Origin of the sequence: Streptomyces brasiliensis, assembly GCF_014647875.1 — a bacterium.
GTDB classification, from domain to species: domain Bacteria; phylum Actinomycetota; class Actinomycetes; order Streptomycetales; family Streptomycetaceae; genus Streptomyces; species Streptomyces brasiliensis.
In genome coordinates, this window is record NZ_BMQA01000069.1 from 17,513 (window position 1) to 33,627 (window position 16,115).

Consider the following 16,115-nt stretch of genomic DNA (forward strand, 5'->3'; position numbering starts at 1 on the left):
ACCGATGCCCGCCCGGTCCGGCGGGCATGGCACCCTTAGAGCTGCGTAAGAGCTAATCGGAAACACGGACAAGGGTTCGAGGAGCGGTCACAGTGCAGCGCTGGCGTGGCTTGGAGGACATCCCCCAGGACTGGGGGCGCAGCGTCGTCACCATCGGCTCCTACGACGGAGTGCACCGCGGCCACCAGCTGATCATCAGCCATGCCGTGGAGCGCGCCCGCGCGCTGGGCGTCCCCTCCGTCGTCGTCACGTTCGACCCGCACCCCAGCGAGGTCGTCCGCCCGGGCAGCCACCCGCCCCTGCTCGCCCCGCACCACCGCCGCGCCGAACTGATGGCCGACCTGGGCGTGGACGCGGTGCTGATCCTTCCCTTCACGACCGAGTTCTCGAAGCTGTCCCCGGCCGACTTCGTCGCCAAGGTCCTGGTCGACAAGCTGCACGCCAAGGCGGTCGTCGAGGGCCCCAACTTCCGCTTCGGCCACAAGGCGGCGGGCAACGTGGCGTTCCTCGCCGAGCAGGGCGAGACCTACGACTTCGAGGTCGAGGTCGTCGACCTGTACGTGTCCGGTGCCGCGGGCGGCGGCGATCCCTTCTCCTCCACCCTGACCCGCCGCCTGGTCACCGCGGGCGACGTCGAGGGCGCCCGCGAGATCCTCGGCCGCCCGCACCGCGTGGAGGGCGTTGTGGTCCGCGGCGCTCAGCGCGGCCGTGAACTGGGCTTCCCGACGGCCAACGTCGAGACCCTGCCGCACACCGCGATCCCGGCCGACGGCGTGTACGCCGGCTATCTGCACGCGCAGGGCGAGGTGATGCCGGCGGCGATCTCCGTCGGCACGAACCCGCAGTTCGACGGCACCGAGCGCACGGTGGAGGCGTACGCCATCGACCGTGTGGGCCTCGACCTGTACGGCCTGCATGTCGCGGTCGACTTCCTGGCGTACGTGCGCGGCCAGGCGAAGTTCGAGTCCCTGGAGGCACTGCTGGAGCAGATGGCCGTGGACGTGAAGCGGTGCCGGGAGCTGATCGCGGCGGAGGAGTAGACAGTCGTACGACGCGAAAGGGCGGCCGGTGCCTCGGTGGCACCGGCCGCCCTTCGTCATGTCCCGGTCCTACTGCTGAGGCGGCGCCTGCGGCGGGTAGGGCTGCCCGGGCTGTCCCGGCTGGGGATACGGCTGTCCCGGCTGACCGGGCTGCTGCGGGTACTGCGGATACGGCTGGCCCGGGGCCTGGGGTGCCTGCGGGTAGGGCGGCGGCGGGGTCTGCTGCTGCGGCGGGTACGGCTGTCCCGGCACCTGCGGCGGGTAGGGCCGGCCGGGCAGCGGCGGGGCGGCCACCGGCGGCGGGTTGCCGTCGCTGGTCCACAGCCCGTGCGACTGCTGGTGCCGCACGAAGTCCTCGGCGACCATCGCCGCGAGGTTGAAGTACGCCTCCCGCACCTTGGGCCGCATCATGTCGAGGTCGACCTCGGCACCGGCGGAGAGGTGCTCGTCGAAGGGCACGACCACGACGCCCCGGCACCGCGTCTCGAAGTGGCTGACGATGTCCTCCACCTTGATCATCTTGCCGGTCTCGCGCACCCCGGAGATGACGGTGATGGAGCGCGACACGAGGTCGGCGTAGCCGTGCGCGGACAGCCAGTCCAGCGTCGTACTGGCGCTGCTCGCACCGTCCACGGACGGCGTGGAGATGATGATCAACTGGTCGGCCAGATCGAGGACTCCGCGCATGGCGCTGTAGAGCAGGCCGGTTCCCGAGTCGGTGAGGATGATCGGGTACTGCTTGCCGAGCACGTCGATCGCGCGCCGGTAGTCCTCGTCGTTGAAGGTCGTGGACACGGCCGGGTCGACGTCGTTGGCGATGATCTCGAGCCCGGACGGCGCCTGGGAGGTGAACCGGCGGATGTCCATGTACGAGTTGAGGTACGGGATCGCCTGGACGAGGTCACGGATGGTGGCCCCGGTCTCGCGGCGCACACGGCGGCCGAGCGTACCGGCGTCCGGGTTCGCGTCGATGGCGAGGATCTTGTCCTGCCGCTCGATGGCGAGCGTCGAACCGAGGGCGGTGGTCGTCGTGGTCTTCCCCACCCCGCCCTTGAGGCTGATGACGGCGATCCGGTAGCAGGACAGCACGGGCGTCCGGATCAGCTCCAACTTCCGCTGCCGCTCGGCCTCCTCCTTCTTCCCTCCGATCTTGAACCGGGAGGGCGCGGCGGCCGGGCGTCCGCTCTTCGCCTTCTGCTTCTTGTTGTTGAGCAGCCGGTCGGACGACAACTCGACGGCAGCGGTGTATCCCAGCGGCGCGGCCCCCGGGTTCGTCGGCTGCCGCTGGTCGTGCTGCATGGGCTGCGGCCATGCGACGCCGACGCGGGGGTCCACGGGAGGCTGGGGAGGCTGCGGGGCGGGTGCGGGTGCCTGCGGCGCCTGGGCGCGGGACTGGGGTTGGGGCTGCTCGGATTGTGCAGGGGGCTGGGGGAAGCCGTAGCCGGGCTGCTGCGGGTTGGGGGCCGGGGGCTGGGATGCCGGAGCGGCGCCGGGGTTGGGGAAGCCGTAGCCGGCCGGGGCGTTGGGGGCCGGAGGCTGGGGGTCGGTCGGCTGGGGGAAGCCGTAGCCGGCCTGCGGGACGGGCGCGGGGGCCGGGGGCTGGGGTGCGGCCGGGTTCGGGAAGCCGTAGCCGGCTTGCGGGTTGGATGCGGGGGCCGGGGGCTGGGGCGCCGGGGCCGGTGCTCCGCCGGAGTTCGGGAAGCCGTAGCCGCCCTGGGCCGCGGGCTGCCGAGGTTCCGGCGCGTACGGCCGGCCGGGCTGGGGGGCGGGCTGGTTCCACGCGGCGGGCGCGGGCTGCGGCGCCTGCGGCTGGAACGGCGGCTGCTGCGCGGGTGCGGGCGCCGGACCCTGCGGTCCCGGGGGCTGCGGCCGGCCGGGCGTGGCGGGCTGCTCCTGCGCCTGCTGCGCGGGCCACTGGGCCGCAGGCTCGGGTGCCGCGGGCTGGTACGACGGCGGCAGCGGCGGCATCCCGGGCTGCGGCGCCGGCGGGGGAGTCCAGGCGGGCGGGGCGTCCTGCGGTGCGGGCGGGGCGGGCGGAACGGCGTCCTGCGGCTCGCTCTGCTCGGGTACGGCGTCCTCGGGTACGGCGTCGGAGGGCGCCTCGTCCTCGGGCTCGGCCTCGTTCGCAACGGCGTCCTGCGCGTCCTCCACGACCCCGGCGGGCTCGGCGTCGGCGTCCGCCGCCAAGGAGTCCTGAGCCGAATCCTCTTCCTCTTCCTCGGCCACCGTAGCGACCTCGGCGACTTCGGCGACCTCCTCAGCCTCCTCGACCTCCGAAGTCTCGTGCTCGCCCTCGTCCGACTCCACCGAAGCCGCACCCGCAGGCACGCCCTCCTCGGAGTCGTCGCCGACCTCGTCAACTCCCCCGGAGACACCGGGGAGTTCGACCTCGTCGACCACATCGGCCGAGTCGTCCCCCGCATCCGACGCGTCCGCCGGAGCCTCGGGCTCCGCGGCCTCGCGCTCCGCGATCTCTGCCATCTCGCGCTTCAGCGCGACAGCGGAGAACCGCATCGTGACGCCGCTCTCCAGTTGTCCGCTCCTGGCGGACTCCTCCTCTTCCTCAGGAACCGGAGCCGGAGGAACCGCAGGCTCGGACGGCGCCCACTGCTGCTGGAACCCGCCGAGCGGAATGTTCGGCACGGCCGCGGGCGAGGCCGGATCCGCCACGGACGACGTGTTCTGCGACGTGCTATCGGGCTCGGCCTGCGGCTCGAACCCGCTCCCGACGGGCAGCTTCGGCACCGCGGACGCACTCCCACCAGCCGACGAGGGCGGCGCGGGCGGCGTGAAGGGCGCCCCCGGCGCAGGAGTTGGAGCCGGCGGAGTGAAGGGCGCCCCCGGCGCGGGCTGCGGAGGCGGCGGCGTGAACGGTGCACCAGGAGTCACGTTCCCGGCCTGCTGAGCATGCGGAGGAGGAGTCAGCCCCGGAATCGGAGCCCCCGCCGGGAACGGCGAACCACCCGGCCGCGAGAACGACGAGGGAGACGAAGGGGCCGTAGCAGAAGGAGACGTACCCGAAGGAGCAGTACCGGACGGAGACCCGGCCGCACCGGAGGGCGGCCCAGGCACCCCACTCGCGCCCGCGCCCGACTCCGAACCCTCGGCCGCACCGGACTCTTCCGACGCCCCCGACGCGTTCTGCGTGTACCACGCGGGCGGCGCGTAGTCGATCGTGAACTCGCCCGTCGTCTCGATGGAGGACTCCGCGTCGGGCTGGTCATCGCCGGGTGTGGCCCAGCCCCCGCGGATCCCGTCCCGCTCGCTGCTCACAGTTCCTCCTGATGTGGTCGAGCACCCTCATGCCGTGCCGGGGCGACCATGTCGTGTCGTTCTCAGTCGTCCGTGGTCGTTCGAGGTAGTCCGATCCACCGGCTCTCCCCCTGGGACGCCGATGCCCCGTCCACAGGTTCTGGCACCGCGCCCTCTCCCAGCCTAATCACCGGGCGCCCCGCCCCGGCAGGCCCGTCCACCACCGGGCGACTGCCCACTGCGTCACAACCTGCCCCGAAGTGCCGTGCACAGTCGGCGTATTGATGAACAATCCGGGCAACAAGCATGAACGAGAAGGGCGATAACCCGCACAACCATGCAAGAAGGGACAGCACGCGCGCGTGCCGCCCCTTCTCAGTCACTCACTTGAGGTCGTCCGAACCGTCTCCGGCCCGCTCACTCCGTCGGGAGACCCCCGTTGTGCGGCCCGGGCTCCAGATCGAACTCCCCGTCGCGCGCGCCCAGCACGAACGCCCGCCACTCCGCCTCCGTGTAGCGCAGCACGGTGCCGGGGTCCAGGGAGGACCGCATGGCCACCGCCCCGTCGGGCAGGTACGCGATCTCGACCCGCTCCTCGTGCTCCTCGGCGCCGGGCGCGCAGTGCCACTCGACGTCCGAGATGTCGAGCGCGTACAGCTCGTCCCGTTCCCGCTCCTTGCGCGCCTTGATCTCCTCCGCCGTCTCCGCCATGACGCAGCGACCCCTTCCCGGCATGCACCATTGATCCGAGCACTCACCTTATTGACCCGGCGACCGCCGCAGCGGTGCTTCGGTGACCGCGGTCAAGGTGCCCACCTGTGCCTGGTACCCTGAGTGACGGCCGTTTGTGTACGCACCCCCGGAGCCCCCGAGGCCCTGGAGGCCGCGCCCAGCGGATCCCCGCCTCCCGAGTAACGGAAGCTCCCCCGCGATGAAGACCGGGGGCACTCGATGGCATTCACAGACCATGAGGAGTACGCGTGTCGCTCGACGCCGCTACGAAGAAGCAGATCATCGGCGAGTTCGGTACCAAGGAGGGTGACACCGGCTCCCCCGAGGTCCAGGTCGCTCTGCTGTCCCGTCGGATCTCCGACCTGACGGAGCACCTCAAGACCCACAAGCACGACCACCACTCCCGCCGGGGTCTGCTGATCCTGGTCGGCCAGCGTCGCCGCCTGCTGCAGTACCTGGCCAAGAAGGACATCCAGCGCTTCCGTGCGCTGGTCGACCGCCTCGGCATCCGCCGCGGTGCGGCGGGCGCCAAGTAGGACGCCGTGAAGGGAGCGGTTCCCGAAACGATCGGGGGCCGCTCCCTTTGCCGTACGTGCGGAAACGTGCGGAGTGTCACTCACGCTTTGTACTGTGGTAGCACAACGCAAAACGCACGGCACAGAACACGTACGAGACAGAACGAGGAGAAGCGCGCCTAGCCGCCGCCGGTCCTCGGTAGTGGCCCCCGGGGGAAGCGAGCCCCGGGTGCTTCGATCGAAGACCGGCCCGCACCGCACGGAGCGCTTCCCCGCAACCGTCCCCCTGCCACACGGGCAGCCCCGGGACGAAGACGAGGAGAAAACGCTAGTGGAGAACGAGACCCACTACGCCGAGGCCGTCATCGACAACGGCGCCTTCGGCACCCGTACGATCCGCTTCGAGACGGGCCGCCTGGCCAAGCAGGCCGCCGGTTCCGCCGTGGCGTACCTGGACGACGACACCATGGTGCTGTCGGCCACCACCGCCTCCAAGAACCCCAAGGACCAGCTCGACTTCTTCCCGCTCACGGTGGACGTCGAGGAGCGGATGTACGCCGCCGGCAAGATCCCCGGCAGCTTCTTCCGCCGTGAGGGCCGGCCCTCCGAGGACGCGATCCTCACCTGCCGGCTCATCGACCGCCCGCTGCGCCCGTCCTTCAAGAAGGGCCTGCGCAACGAGATCCAGGTCGTCGCCACCGTCATGGCGCTCAACCCCGACCACCTGTACGACGTCGTGGCGATCAACGCCGCGTCCGCGTCCACGCAGCTGGCCGGCCTGCCCTTCTCCGGCCCGATCGGCGGCGTCCGCGTCGCGCTGATCCGCGGCCAGTGGGTCGCCTTCCCGACGCACACCGAGCTCGAGGACGCCGTCTTCGACATGGTGGTCGCGGGCCGCGTCCTGGAGGACGGCGACGTCGCGATCATGATGGTCGAGGCCGAGGCCACCGAGCACACGATCAAGCTGGTCGAGGGTGGCACCGAGGCGCCGACCGAGGAGGTCGTCGCCGCCGGTCTGGAGGCCGCGAAGCCGTTCATCAAGGTCCTTTGCAAGGCCCAGGCCGACCTCGCCGCGAAGGCGGCGAAGCCGACCGCCGAGTTCCCGATCTTCCTCGACTACCAGGACGACGTCCTGGAGGCGCTGACCGGCGCCGTCCGCCCGGAGCTGGCCTCCGCGCTGACCATCGCGGGCAAGCAGGAGCGCGAGGCCGAGCTGGACCGCGTCAAGGGCCTGGCCGCAGAGAAGCTCCTGCCGGAGTTCGAGGGCCGCGAGAAGGAGATCTCCGCCGCGTACCGCTCGCTCACCAAGCAGCTGGTCCGCGAGCGCGTGATCAAGGAGAAGAAGCGCATCGACGGCCGCGGTGTCACCGACATCCGCACCCTGGCCGCCGAGGTCGAGGCCATCCCGCGGGTGCACGGTTCCGCGCTGTTCGAGCGTGGCGAGACCCAGATCTTGGGCGTCACCACCCTCAACATGCTCCGCATGGAGCAGCAGCTGGACACCCTCTCCCCGGTGACCCGCAAGCGCTACATGCACAACTACAACTTCCCGCCGTACTCCACCGGTGAGACCGGCCGCGTCGGCTCCCCGAAGCGCCGCGAGATCGGCCACGGCGCTCTCGCCGAGCGTGCCCTCGTGCCGGTGCTGCCGATGCGCGAGGAGTTCCCGTACGCGATCCGCCAGGTGTCCGAGGCCCTCGGCTCCAACGGTTCGACGTCCATGGGTTCCGTCTGCGCCTCCACCATGTCGCTGCTCAACGCCGGTGTGCCGCTGAAGTCCCCGGTCGCCGGTATCGCCATGGGTCTGATCTCCCAGGAGATCGACGGTGAGACGCACTACGTCACCCTCACCGACATCCTCGGTGCGGAGGACGCCTTCGGTGACATGGACTTCAAGGTCGCCGGCACCAAGGAGTTCGTGACCGCCCTCCAGCTCGACACCAAGCTGGACGGCATCCCGGCCTCCGTCCTGGCCGCGGCCCTCAAGCAGGCCCGCGACGCACGCCTCCACATCCTCGACGTGATGATGGAGGCCATCGACCGGCCCGACGAGATGTCCCCGCACGCTCCGCGGATCATCACCGTCAAGATCCCGGTCGACAAGATCGGTGAGGTCATCGGCCCCAAGGGCAAGATGATCAACCAGATCCAGGAGGACACGGGCGCCGAGATCACCATCGAGGACGACGGCACGATCTACATCGGTGCCGCCGACGGCCCGTCCGCCGAGGCCGCCCGCGCCACGATCAACGGCATCGCCAACCCGACGATGCCCGAGGTCGGCGAGCGCTACCTCGGTACGGTCGTGAAGACGACCACCTTCGGTGCGTTCGTCTCCCTGCTGCCCGGCAAGGACGGTCTGCTGCACATCTCGCAGATCCGCAAGCTGGCCGGCGGCAAGCGCGTGGAGAACGTCGAGGACGTCCTCGGCGTGGGCCAGAAGGTCCAGGTCGAGATCGCCGAGATCGACTCCCGCGGCAAGCTCTCCCTCGTTCCGGTGATCGAGGGCGAAGACGCCGCATCCGATGGCGGCTCCGCCGCAGGCTCGGACAAGAAGGACGACACCGACCAGTGACGTCTAGTAGCTCCATGACGACGGCCCGCACCTCCTCGGAGGCGCGGGCCGTCGCCCGTACCCAAACCCTCATCAAGGGCACCGGCGGCATCGGCACGGTCCGCAGGACCACCCTCCCGGGCGGTCTGCGCATCGTCACGGAGACCCTGCCCTCGGTCCGCTCGGCGACGTTCGGCATCTGGGCGCACGTCGGCTCCCGCGACGAGACCCCGGCCCTGAACGGCGCCACGCACTACCTGGAACACCTGCTCTTCAAGGGCACGTCGCGGCGCAGTGCGCTGGACATCTCCGCGGCCGTCGACGCGGTCGGCGGCGAGATGAACGCGTTCACGGCGAAGGAGTACACGTGCTACTACGCGCGCGTGCTCGACACCGACCTGCCGCTCGCCATCGACGTCGTCTGCGACATGCTCACGGGCTCGCTGATCATCGAGGAGGACGTCAACGTCGAGCGCGGCGCCATCCTCGAAGAGATCGCGATGACGGAGGACGACCCGGGCGACTGCGTGCACGACCTGTTCGCGCACACGATGTTCGGCGACAACGCCCTCGGCCGCCCGGTCCTCGGCACGGTCGACACGGTCAACGCCCTCACCGCCGACCGCATCCGCCGCTTCTACAAGAAGCACTACGACCCGACCCATCTGGTCGTGGCGGCCGCCGGCAACATCGACCACAACAAGGTCGTACGCCAGGTCCGTGCCGCCTTCGAGAAGGCGGGCGCGTTCAAGAACGGCGCGGCGGAGCCCATCGGCCCGCGCGAGGGCCGCCGCACGATCCGCACGGCGGGTCGCGTCGAACTGCTCGGCCGCAAGACCGAGCAGGCCCATGTCGTCCTCGGCATGCCGGGCCTGGCCCGCACCGACGACCGCCGCTGGGCCCTCGGCGTGCTCAACACGGCCCTCGGCGGAGGGATGTCCTCACGCCTCTTCCAGGAGGTCCGCGAGAAGCGCGGCCTGGCCTACAGCGTGTATTCGTACACCTCGGGCTTCGCCGACTGCGGCCTGTTCGGCGTGTACGCCGGCTGCCGCCCGAGCCAGGTGCACGACGTGCTCAAGATCTGCCGCGACGAACTCGACCACGTCGCCGAACACGGCCTGTCCGACGACGAGATCGGCCGCGCGATAGGCCAGCTCCAGGGATCCACGGTCCTCGGCCTCGAGGACACGGGCGCGCTGATGAACCGTATCGGCAAGAGCGAGCTGTGCTGGGGCGAGCAGATGTCCGTCGACGACATGCTGGCCCGGATAGCGGCGGTGACCCCGGACGAGGTCCGCGCGGTCGCCCACGACATCCTGGGACAGCGCCCGTCGCTGTCGGTCATCGGCCCGCTCAAGGACAAGCAGGCCGCGCGGCTGCACGACGCCGTCGCCTGAACCCCCACCCGTTAGGAAGCAAGAAGATGAGCAAGCTGCGCGTGGCGGTCCTCGGAGCCAAGGGCCGGATCGGGTCCGAGGCGGTACGGGCGGTCGAGGCCGCCGAGGACATGGAACTGGTCGCCGCCCTCGGCCGGGGCGACAAGCTGGAGACCCTGGCGGAGACCGGCGCCCAGGTCGCGGTCGAATTGACCACGCCCGCCTCCGTGATGGGCAACCTCGACTTCTGCGTGCGGCACGGCATCCACGCGGTCGTCGGTACGACGGGCTGGACCGACGACCGTCTCGCGCAGCTGCGGGGCTGGCTCGAGCAGTCCCCGGAGACCGGCGTGCTCATCGCGCCGAACTTCTCCATCGGGGCCGTCCTCACCATGAAGTTCGCGCAGATCGCGGCGCCGTACTTCGAATCGGTCGAGGTCATCGAGCTGCACCACCCGAACAAGGCCGACGCACCGTCCGGCACCGCCACGCGCACGGCCCAGCTCATCGCCGAGGCGCGCCGCGAGGCCGGCACGGCCCCGGCACCGGACGCCACGGCGACGGCCCTGGACGGCGCCCGCGGCGCGAGCGTCGACGGCGTGCCGGTGCACTCGGTCCGGCTGCGCGGTCTGCTGGCCCACCAAGAGGTGCTGCTCGGCGGCGAGGGCGAGACGCTGACCATCCGGCACGACTCGCTGCACCACAGCAGCTTCATGCCGGGCATCCTGCTCGGCGTGCGCCGCGTGGTGTCGACGCCGGGTCTGACCTTCGGCCTGGAACACTTCCTGGACCTGGGCTGACACACGACATGCGAGCCAAGCTCTCCTACGCCGTCACGGCCGCCGTCCTGGTCTTCTACTTCGTCCTGGTCGGCAGCCGCGGCGTCATGCTCATCCAGTCCGGCACGCTCCTCACCGTCACCTTCGGCGTGGCGGTGCTGATCCTGCCGGTCATCGGCGTGTGGTTCCTGTGGAAGAACACCCAGTTCGTCCGCAGGGCCAACCAGCTCGCCACCGAACTCGACGCGGAGGGCGGCCTGCCGGTCGACGAACTGAAGCGCACTGTCGGCGGCCGCATCGACCGCGACTCGGCCGACGAGGTCTTCACCAAGCGCAAGGCCGAGACGGAGGCGTCCCCCGAGGACTGGCGCACCTGGTTCCGCCTGGCCGTCGCCTACCACGACGCCCGAGACACCCCACGCGCCCGCAAGGCGATGCAACGAGCGATCGCCCTGCACGACGGCAAGCCGGTCGAGGCCTGAGCCGTAGCGGTACGCCGGGCCTGCGTGCGGCCCCGGCCCCGTGTGCCGGGGCCGGGGCCGCACGGGGCCGGGTAAGCGCGCGTCGTGGCTGCGCCGGGGCGGCACGCTACGCCTGCCGCATGTCGCTCCTGACAGGCCACTGCCGTGCACCGGACGCGGCCGCGGGCCCGTGCACGCGGGGGTGTGTCGAACCGGGCCGCCACGTGCCGCCGCCGAACTCCGGCCGTACGTCGCACCTGGACCCAGGCCGACGCCATACGCCGGACCCGGCCGCTCGCATCCGCACGCCGACACCGGCCGGCCCCGCGCCACCGCCGAACTCGGCCCGACGCCACCGCGGTACGCCGAACCATCCGACCCGTACCCGTACCCGAATCCGCTCCCCGACCGATCCACACGCCGAAGGGGCCGCCCCGCACCCCGCGGACCAGCCCCTTCGCCAAGGCTTCGTCGCTCAGGCGCGCCGGTGCTCCGCCGCCCACGCCTCCACCGTGTCCGACGCCCGGTCGAAGGCCGACGCCCGGGCCAGGAAGTCGAGGTTGTGCGTCGTCATCAGTGGCGCGGAGTCGCCGGCGGCACGATTCTTCTGCGCCAGCGCCAGCGTCAGCGCCTGCCCCTGCACCGTGCGCGGCAGCCCCAGCCACTGCACCGGCTGCTGCACCGTACGCACGGCGACGACCCGCTGCCAGGTCACCGTCCGAGTGACGAAGAACCGCACGTGCCGCAGACCGTGCGCGCTCACCCACACGCCCATGCGCAGCAGACGCAGCGCATACGCGATGACGGCCAGCGCGAAGGCGAAGATCACGCCGGCGGACGTCAACGACCCGGTCAGGCCGATGATGACGCCGGAGAACAGCACGAACGACGCGAACAGGAGGCAGAGCGCAGCCACTCCGACCCGCCACGGACCGGGGCGGTAAGGGCGCCGCCAGCGGCTGCGGTCGTCGTACGGCAGGGAGATGTCGTCGGCAGCCTCATAGGTGCGATCGGCAGTCAGGAAGGGCAGGGGCACAGCTGGTCCTCACTCATTCCATGCATGGGACGTGCCCGGCGAGGCTATCCGCCTGTGTGCCCGCCCACCACCCTAGGGGGTCCGGAAGGGTCAGTGCCCCTGGGAGGCCTGTGACTGCGGGACCGGCGGGCTCGCGGGAGTCTTCAGCGCCGGCATACCGAGGACGAGGGAGCCGACGAGACCGGCCACGATGGTCAGCCCCAGCAGCCAGCGCCCGGCTATCTGACCGGCGGACGCCCGCTCACGGGGCGGGGGAGTGACATTGCCGAGATACATCGGGGCGCGTCTCCTTTCACGAACGGGGCGGGTGGGGCTCACCGGCACAGACGTGTCTCACCAACACAGACGTACGAGTGTCGCAAAAGGTGCCCATTTCCGGAAAACAACGTAACGCAAGTGCGGGCCGGCCGGGCCGGAGAGCCCCGTAGAGTAGGCGCGAACCACAGATGTGACGGGAAGGACCTGCCGTGACCTCCGGCGACGATTCCAAGCCGCTCCTGCGTAGCGATGTCACCGTTGAGCTGGTGAAATCCAGCGCCTCGGACTCAGACGTCCTCTTCGCTGCCCGTGTGTCGACCGCCGGGGAGCAGTCCCTGGACGAGTTGAGCAAGGACCCCGAGCGCTCCAAGGGCCTGATCAACTACCTGATGCGCGACCGGCACGGCAGCCCCTTCGAGCACAACTCGATGACCTTCTTCATCAGCGCCCCGATCTTCGTGTTCCGTGAGTTCATGCGACACCGGGTGGGCTGGTCGTACAACGAGGAGTCGGGCCGGTACCGGGAGCTCCAGCCGGTCTTCTACGTCCCCGGCGAATCCCGCAAGCTGGTCCAGCAGGGGCGTCCCGGCAAGTACGTCTTCGTCGAGGGAACGCCGGCCCAGCACGCCACGGTCCACGACGTCCTGACCGAGTCCTACGAGCAGGCCTACGCCGCCTACCAGAAGCTGCTCGCCGAGGGCGTCGCCCGCGAGGTGGCCCGCGCCGCGCTCCCGGTCGGCCTGTACTCCTCGATGTACGCCACCTGCAACGCCCGCTCCCTGATGCACTTCCTCGGCCTGCGCACGCAGCACGAGCTGGCCAAGGTGCCGTCCTTCCCGCAGCGGGAGATCGAGATGGTCGGCGAGAAGATGGAGGCCGAGTGGGCCGAGCTCATGCCGCTCACGCACGCCGCCTTCAACGCCAACGGCCGTGTCGCGCCGTAGGACAGGCATGTCGTCCCGTCCGGTACGCATGTGCGGATCAGCCTGGTGAAGTGTCCGTATTGCGGCATTTGGTGAAGTTCATCTAGCCTGATCAAACGGACCCGGCACTGCTTGAACCCCCGAGCAGGCAGTGCCGGGCTCCACATTTGTCATGACTTTCCCCGCACCCCTTGGGCAGACCACGCATTGAGCAGCGAGTAGCGTGTAACCATGGCTCCGATCTCCACTCCGCAGATCCCCTTCGGGCGGGTCCTCACCGCCATGGTCACGCCCTTCACGGCGGACGGCGCACTTGACCTCGACGGCGCGCAGCGGCTCGCCACCCACCTGGTGGACGCAGGCAACGACGGCCTGATCATCAACGGCACGACCGGCGAGTCCCCCACCACCAGCGACGCGGAGAAAACGGACCTCGTACGAGCGGTTCTGGAGGCGGTCGGCGACCGGGCCCATGTGGTGGCCGGCGTCGGCACCAACGACACGCACCACAGCATCGAACTGGCCCGCGCCGCCGAGAAGACCGGGGCGCACGGCCTCCTGGTCGTCACGCCGTACTACAACAAGCCTCCGCAGGAGGGCCTGTACCGGCATTTCACGGCCATCGCCGACGCGACCGGGCTGCCGGCCATGCTCTACGACATCCCCGGTCGCAGCGGCGTTCCGATCCACACGGAGACCCTGGTCCGCCTCGCCGAGCACCCGAGGATCGTCGCCAACAAGGACGCCAAGGGCGACCTCGGCCGGGCAAGCTGGGCCATCGCCCAGTCCGGCCTCGCCTGGTACTCCGGCGACGACATGCTCAACCTGCCCCTGCTCTCCGTGGGCGCGGTCGGCTTCGTGTCGGTCGTCGGCCACGTGGTCACCCCCGACCTGCGGGCCCTCGTCGAGGCCTTCACCTCCGGCGACGTCCAGAAGGCGACGGAGATCCACCAGAAGCTGCTCCCGGTCTACACCGGCATGTTCCGCACCCAGGGCGTCATGACCACCAAGGCCGCGCTCGCCCTGCAGGGACTCCCGGCCGGACCGCTGCGCGCACCCATGGTCGAGTGCTCGCCCGAGGAGATCGCACAACTCAAGATCGATCTTGCCGCAGGCGGGGTACAGCTCTGACAACAGACTTGGCACCACTCGAGCTTCACAACTGAATAGGCAGGCCACCGGTGCCTGCAGTCCACAACGACAACTGCTTCTGCACGAACGTCACGCGCGCCACGTGCCCGACCGGTACGTGGCGCGCGTGGTGAGGAGAGTCTTTTGAGTCATCCGCATCCTGAACTCGGCCCGCCCCCGCCGCTCCCCGAAGGCGGCCTGCGAGTCACCCCGCTCGGCGGCCTCGGCGAGATCGGCCGCAACATGACGGTCTTCGAATACGGCGGCCGCCTCCTGATCGTCGACTGCGGAGTGCTCTTCCCCGAGGAGGAGCAGCCCGGAATCGACCTGATCCTGCCGGACTTCTCGTCGATCCGGGACCGCCTCGACGACATCGAGGGCATCGTCCTCACCCATGGTCACGAGGACCACATCGGCGGCGTCCCCTTCCTCCTGCGCGAGAAGGCGGACATCCCCCTGATCGGCTCCAAGCTGACCCTCGCCCTCATCGAGGCGAAGCTCCAGGAGCACCGCATCCGCCCGTACACCCTCGAGGTGGCCGAGGGACACCGGGAGCGCATCGGCCCCTTCGAGTGCGAATTCATCGCCGTCAACCACTCCATCCCGGACGCCCTCGCGGTCGCGATCCGCACCCCCGCCGGCATGGTGGTCCACACGGGCGACTTCAAGATGGACCAGCTCCCGCTGGACAACCGCCTCACGGATCTGCACGCGTTCGCGCGTCTGAGCGAGGAGGGCATCGACCTCCTCCTCACCGACTCCACGAACGCCGAGGTCCCCGGGTTCACCCCGCACGAGCGCGACATCTCCAGCGTCCTGCGCCAGGTCTTCGCGAGCGCCCGCAAGCGGATCATCGTGGCGAGCTTCGCCAGCCATGTCCACCGCATCCAGCAGATCCTGGACGCGGCGCACGAGTACGGCCGCCGGGTCGCCTTCGTCGGCCGCTCCATGGTCCGCAACATGGGCATCGCCCGGGACCTGGGCTATCTGAAGGTCCCGCCGGGCCTGGTCGTGGACGTCAAGACCCTCGACGACCTTCCGGACGACGAGGTGGTCCTGGTCTGCACGGGCTCCCAGGGCGAACCGATGGCCGCCCTGTCGAGGATGGCCAACAGGGACCACCAGATCCGCATCGTCGACGGCGACACGGTGATCCTGGCGTCATCGCTGATCCCCGGCAACGAGAACGCGGTCTACCGCGTCATCAACGGCCTGACCCGCTGGGGCGCGAACGTCGTCCACAAGGGCAACGCCAAGGTCCACGTCTCGGGCCACGCGTCCGCGGGCGAGCTGCTGTACTTCTACAACATCTGCCGCCCGAAGAACCTGATGCCGGTGCACGGCGAATGGCGCCACCTGCGGGCCAACGCGGAGCTGGGCGCTTTGACGGGCGTCCCGCACGACCGGATCGTCATCGCCGAGGACGGTGTCGTCGTCGACCTCGTCGAGGGCAATGCCAGGATCTCCGGCAAGGTCCAGGCGGGTTATGTGTACGTCGACGGCCTCTCGGTCGGCGATGTCGGCGAGCCGGCGCTGAAGGACCGCAAGATCCTCGGCGACGAGGGCATCATCTCTGTCTTCGTTGTGGTCGACTCCTCCACCGGCAAGATCACGGGCGGCCCATACGTCCAGGCCCGCGGCTCGGGCATCGACGACTCCGCGTTCGCCGACGTCCTCCCGAAGATCAACGAGGCACTGGAGCGCTCGGCGCAGGACGGCGTGGTGGAACCTCACCAGCTGCAGCAACTCATCCGCCGCACCCTCGGCAAGTGGGTCTCGGACACCTATCGGCGCAGGCCGATGATCCTCCCGGTCGTCGTGGAGGTCTGACCGCGTACGACGCCTCGTACGCGTGAACCTGGAGCGGGGCGCCTCGATTTGCATCGAGGCGCCCCGCTCCAGTACGTTTACGGCTCCGCCTGAACGGGAAGCTCGGGCCGCCGTGTGCGCGCCGGGGCTGCTCCGATCGGGGCGGGAATTCCGACTCAGAATCTCTGATAAAGTCGGGATCGCCGGAAAGGGAAACGCGAGAGCGGGAACCTGGAAAGCACCGAGGAA

General features: G+C 70.1%; 13 protein-coding genes. 9 read left to right on the plus strand and 4 right to left on the minus strand.

Going from position 1 to position 16,115, the window contains the following annotated elements; all coding sequences use genetic code 11:
• Positions 1–92: 92 nt before the first annotated feature.
• A complete protein-coding gene (locus IEZ19_RS42345) occupies positions 93–1,040 on the plus strand; it encodes a bifunctional riboflavin kinase/FAD synthetase (RefSeq protein WP_189316730.1) in 948 nt (315 codons plus the stop codon).
• Between the two features lie 69 nt (positions 1,041–1,109).
• Here IEZ19_RS42345 and IEZ19_RS42350 read toward each other — a convergent pair whose 3' ends face one another.
• Together IEZ19_RS42350 and IEZ19_RS42355 are read right to left on the minus strand one after the other, a co-directional pair.
• Entirely contained in the window at positions 1,110–4,313 is a 3,204-nt protein-coding gene (locus IEZ19_RS42350; protein WP_229841482.1) for an SCO5717 family growth-regulating ATPase, read from the minus strand.
• A gap of 396 nt (positions 4,314–4,709) precedes the next feature.
• The gene (locus tag IEZ19_RS42355; RefSeq protein WP_189316731.1) at positions 4,710–5,003 is read right to left on the minus strand and encodes a DUF397 domain-containing protein; all 294 of its coding nucleotides are present in this window, start codon (positions 5,001–5,003) and stop codon (positions 4,710–4,712) included.
• Between the two features lie 269 nt (positions 5,004–5,272).
• Between IEZ19_RS42355 and rpsO the strand changes: the two genes are divergently transcribed.
• The 5 genes from rpsO (at position 5,273) to IEZ19_RS42380 (ending at position 10,730) form a co-directional block, all read left to right on the plus strand.
• On the plus strand, positions 5,273–5,560 hold the full coding sequence (gene rpsO, locus IEZ19_RS42360) for a 30S ribosomal protein S15 (RefSeq protein WP_030177470.1): 288 nt from the start codon (positions 5,273–5,275) through the stop codon (positions 5,558–5,560).
• A gap of 310 nt (positions 5,561–5,870) precedes the next feature.
• Complete coding sequence (locus IEZ19_RS42365; protein WP_189316732.1) at positions 5,871–8,114, plus strand: polyribonucleotide nucleotidyltransferase; 2,244 nt, start codon at positions 5,871–5,873, stop codon at positions 8,112–8,114.
• Complete coding sequence (locus tag IEZ19_RS42370; protein WP_189316733.1) at positions 8,111–9,490, plus strand: M16 family metallopeptidase; 1,380 nt, start codon at positions 8,111–8,113, stop codon at positions 9,488–9,490. The genes IEZ19_RS42365 and IEZ19_RS42370 overlap by 4 nt, the downstream gene beginning before the upstream one ends.
• Before the next feature lie 26 nt (positions 9,491–9,516).
• A complete protein-coding gene (gene dapB / locus IEZ19_RS42375; RefSeq protein WP_189316734.1) occupies positions 9,517–10,269 on the plus strand; it encodes a 4-hydroxy-tetrahydrodipicolinate reductase in 753 nt (250 codons plus the stop codon).
• 8 nt (positions 10,270–10,277) lie between these two features.
• Entirely contained in the window at positions 10,278–10,730 is a 453-nt protein-coding gene (locus IEZ19_RS42380) for a tetratricopeptide repeat protein (RefSeq protein WP_189316735.1), read from the plus strand.
• Between the two features lie 454 nt (positions 10,731–11,184).
• Here the strand turns inward: IEZ19_RS42380 and IEZ19_RS42385 are convergent, their stop codons facing one another.
• Positions 11,185–11,745 (minus strand): SCO5741 family PH domain-containing membrane protein, encoded by a 561-nt coding sequence (locus IEZ19_RS42385; RefSeq protein WP_189316736.1) that lies wholly within the window; start codon positions 11,743–11,745, stop codon positions 11,185–11,187.
• Between the two features lie 90 nt (positions 11,746–11,835).
• Positions 11,836–12,021, minus strand: a complete 186-nt coding sequence (locus tag IEZ19_RS42390) for a hypothetical protein (RefSeq protein ID WP_189316737.1) — start codon at positions 12,019–12,021, stop codon at positions 11,836–11,838.
• Positions 12,022–12,212: 191 nt separating this feature from the next.
• Here IEZ19_RS42390 and thyX point away from each other — a divergent pair, with 191 nt between their 5' ends.
• The 3 genes from thyX (at position 12,213) to IEZ19_RS42405 (ending at position 15,887) form a co-directional block, all read left to right on the plus strand.
• Positions 12,213–12,947, plus strand: coding sequence for an FAD-dependent thymidylate synthase (thyX, locus tag IEZ19_RS42395; RefSeq protein ID WP_189316738.1), 735 nt, complete (start codon positions 12,213–12,215; stop codon positions 12,945–12,947).
• Positions 12,948–13,157: 210 nt separating this feature from the next.
• Positions 13,158–14,057 carry a 4-hydroxy-tetrahydrodipicolinate synthase gene (gene dapA / locus IEZ19_RS42400; protein WP_189316739.1) on the plus strand — a complete coding sequence of 300 codons (900 nt, stop codon included), beginning with the start codon at positions 13,158–13,160 and terminating at the stop codon, positions 14,055–14,057.
• A gap of 144 nt (positions 14,058–14,201) precedes the next feature.
• Complete coding sequence (locus tag IEZ19_RS42405; RefSeq protein WP_189316740.1) at positions 14,202–15,887, plus strand: ribonuclease J; 1,686 nt, start codon at positions 14,202–14,204, stop codon at positions 15,885–15,887.
• Positions 15,888–16,115 lie beyond the last annotated feature (228 nt).

What these genes read in the sequence shown, in the direction of transcription:
- IEZ19_RS42355 (WP_189316731.1), bottom strand. Translation starts at nt 5,003, where the DNA reads ATGGCGGAGACGGCGGAGGAGATCAAGGCGCGCAAGGAGCGGGAACGG.
- dapB (WP_189316734.1), top strand. Translation starts at nt 9,517, where the DNA reads ATGAGCAAGCTGCGCGTGGCGGTCCTCGGAGCCAAGGGCCGGATCGGG.
- IEZ19_RS42380 (WP_189316735.1), top strand. Translation starts at nt 10,278, where the DNA reads ATGCGAGCCAAGCTCTCCTACGCCGTCACGGCCGCCGTCCTGGTCTTC.
- IEZ19_RS42390 (WP_189316737.1), bottom strand. Translation starts at nt 12,021, where the DNA reads ATGTATCTCGGCAATGTCACTCCCCCGCCCCGTGAGCGGGCGTCCGCC.
- dapA (WP_189316739.1), top strand. Translation starts at nt 13,158, where the DNA reads ATGGCTCCGATCTCCACTCCGCAGATCCCCTTCGGGCGGGTCCTCACC.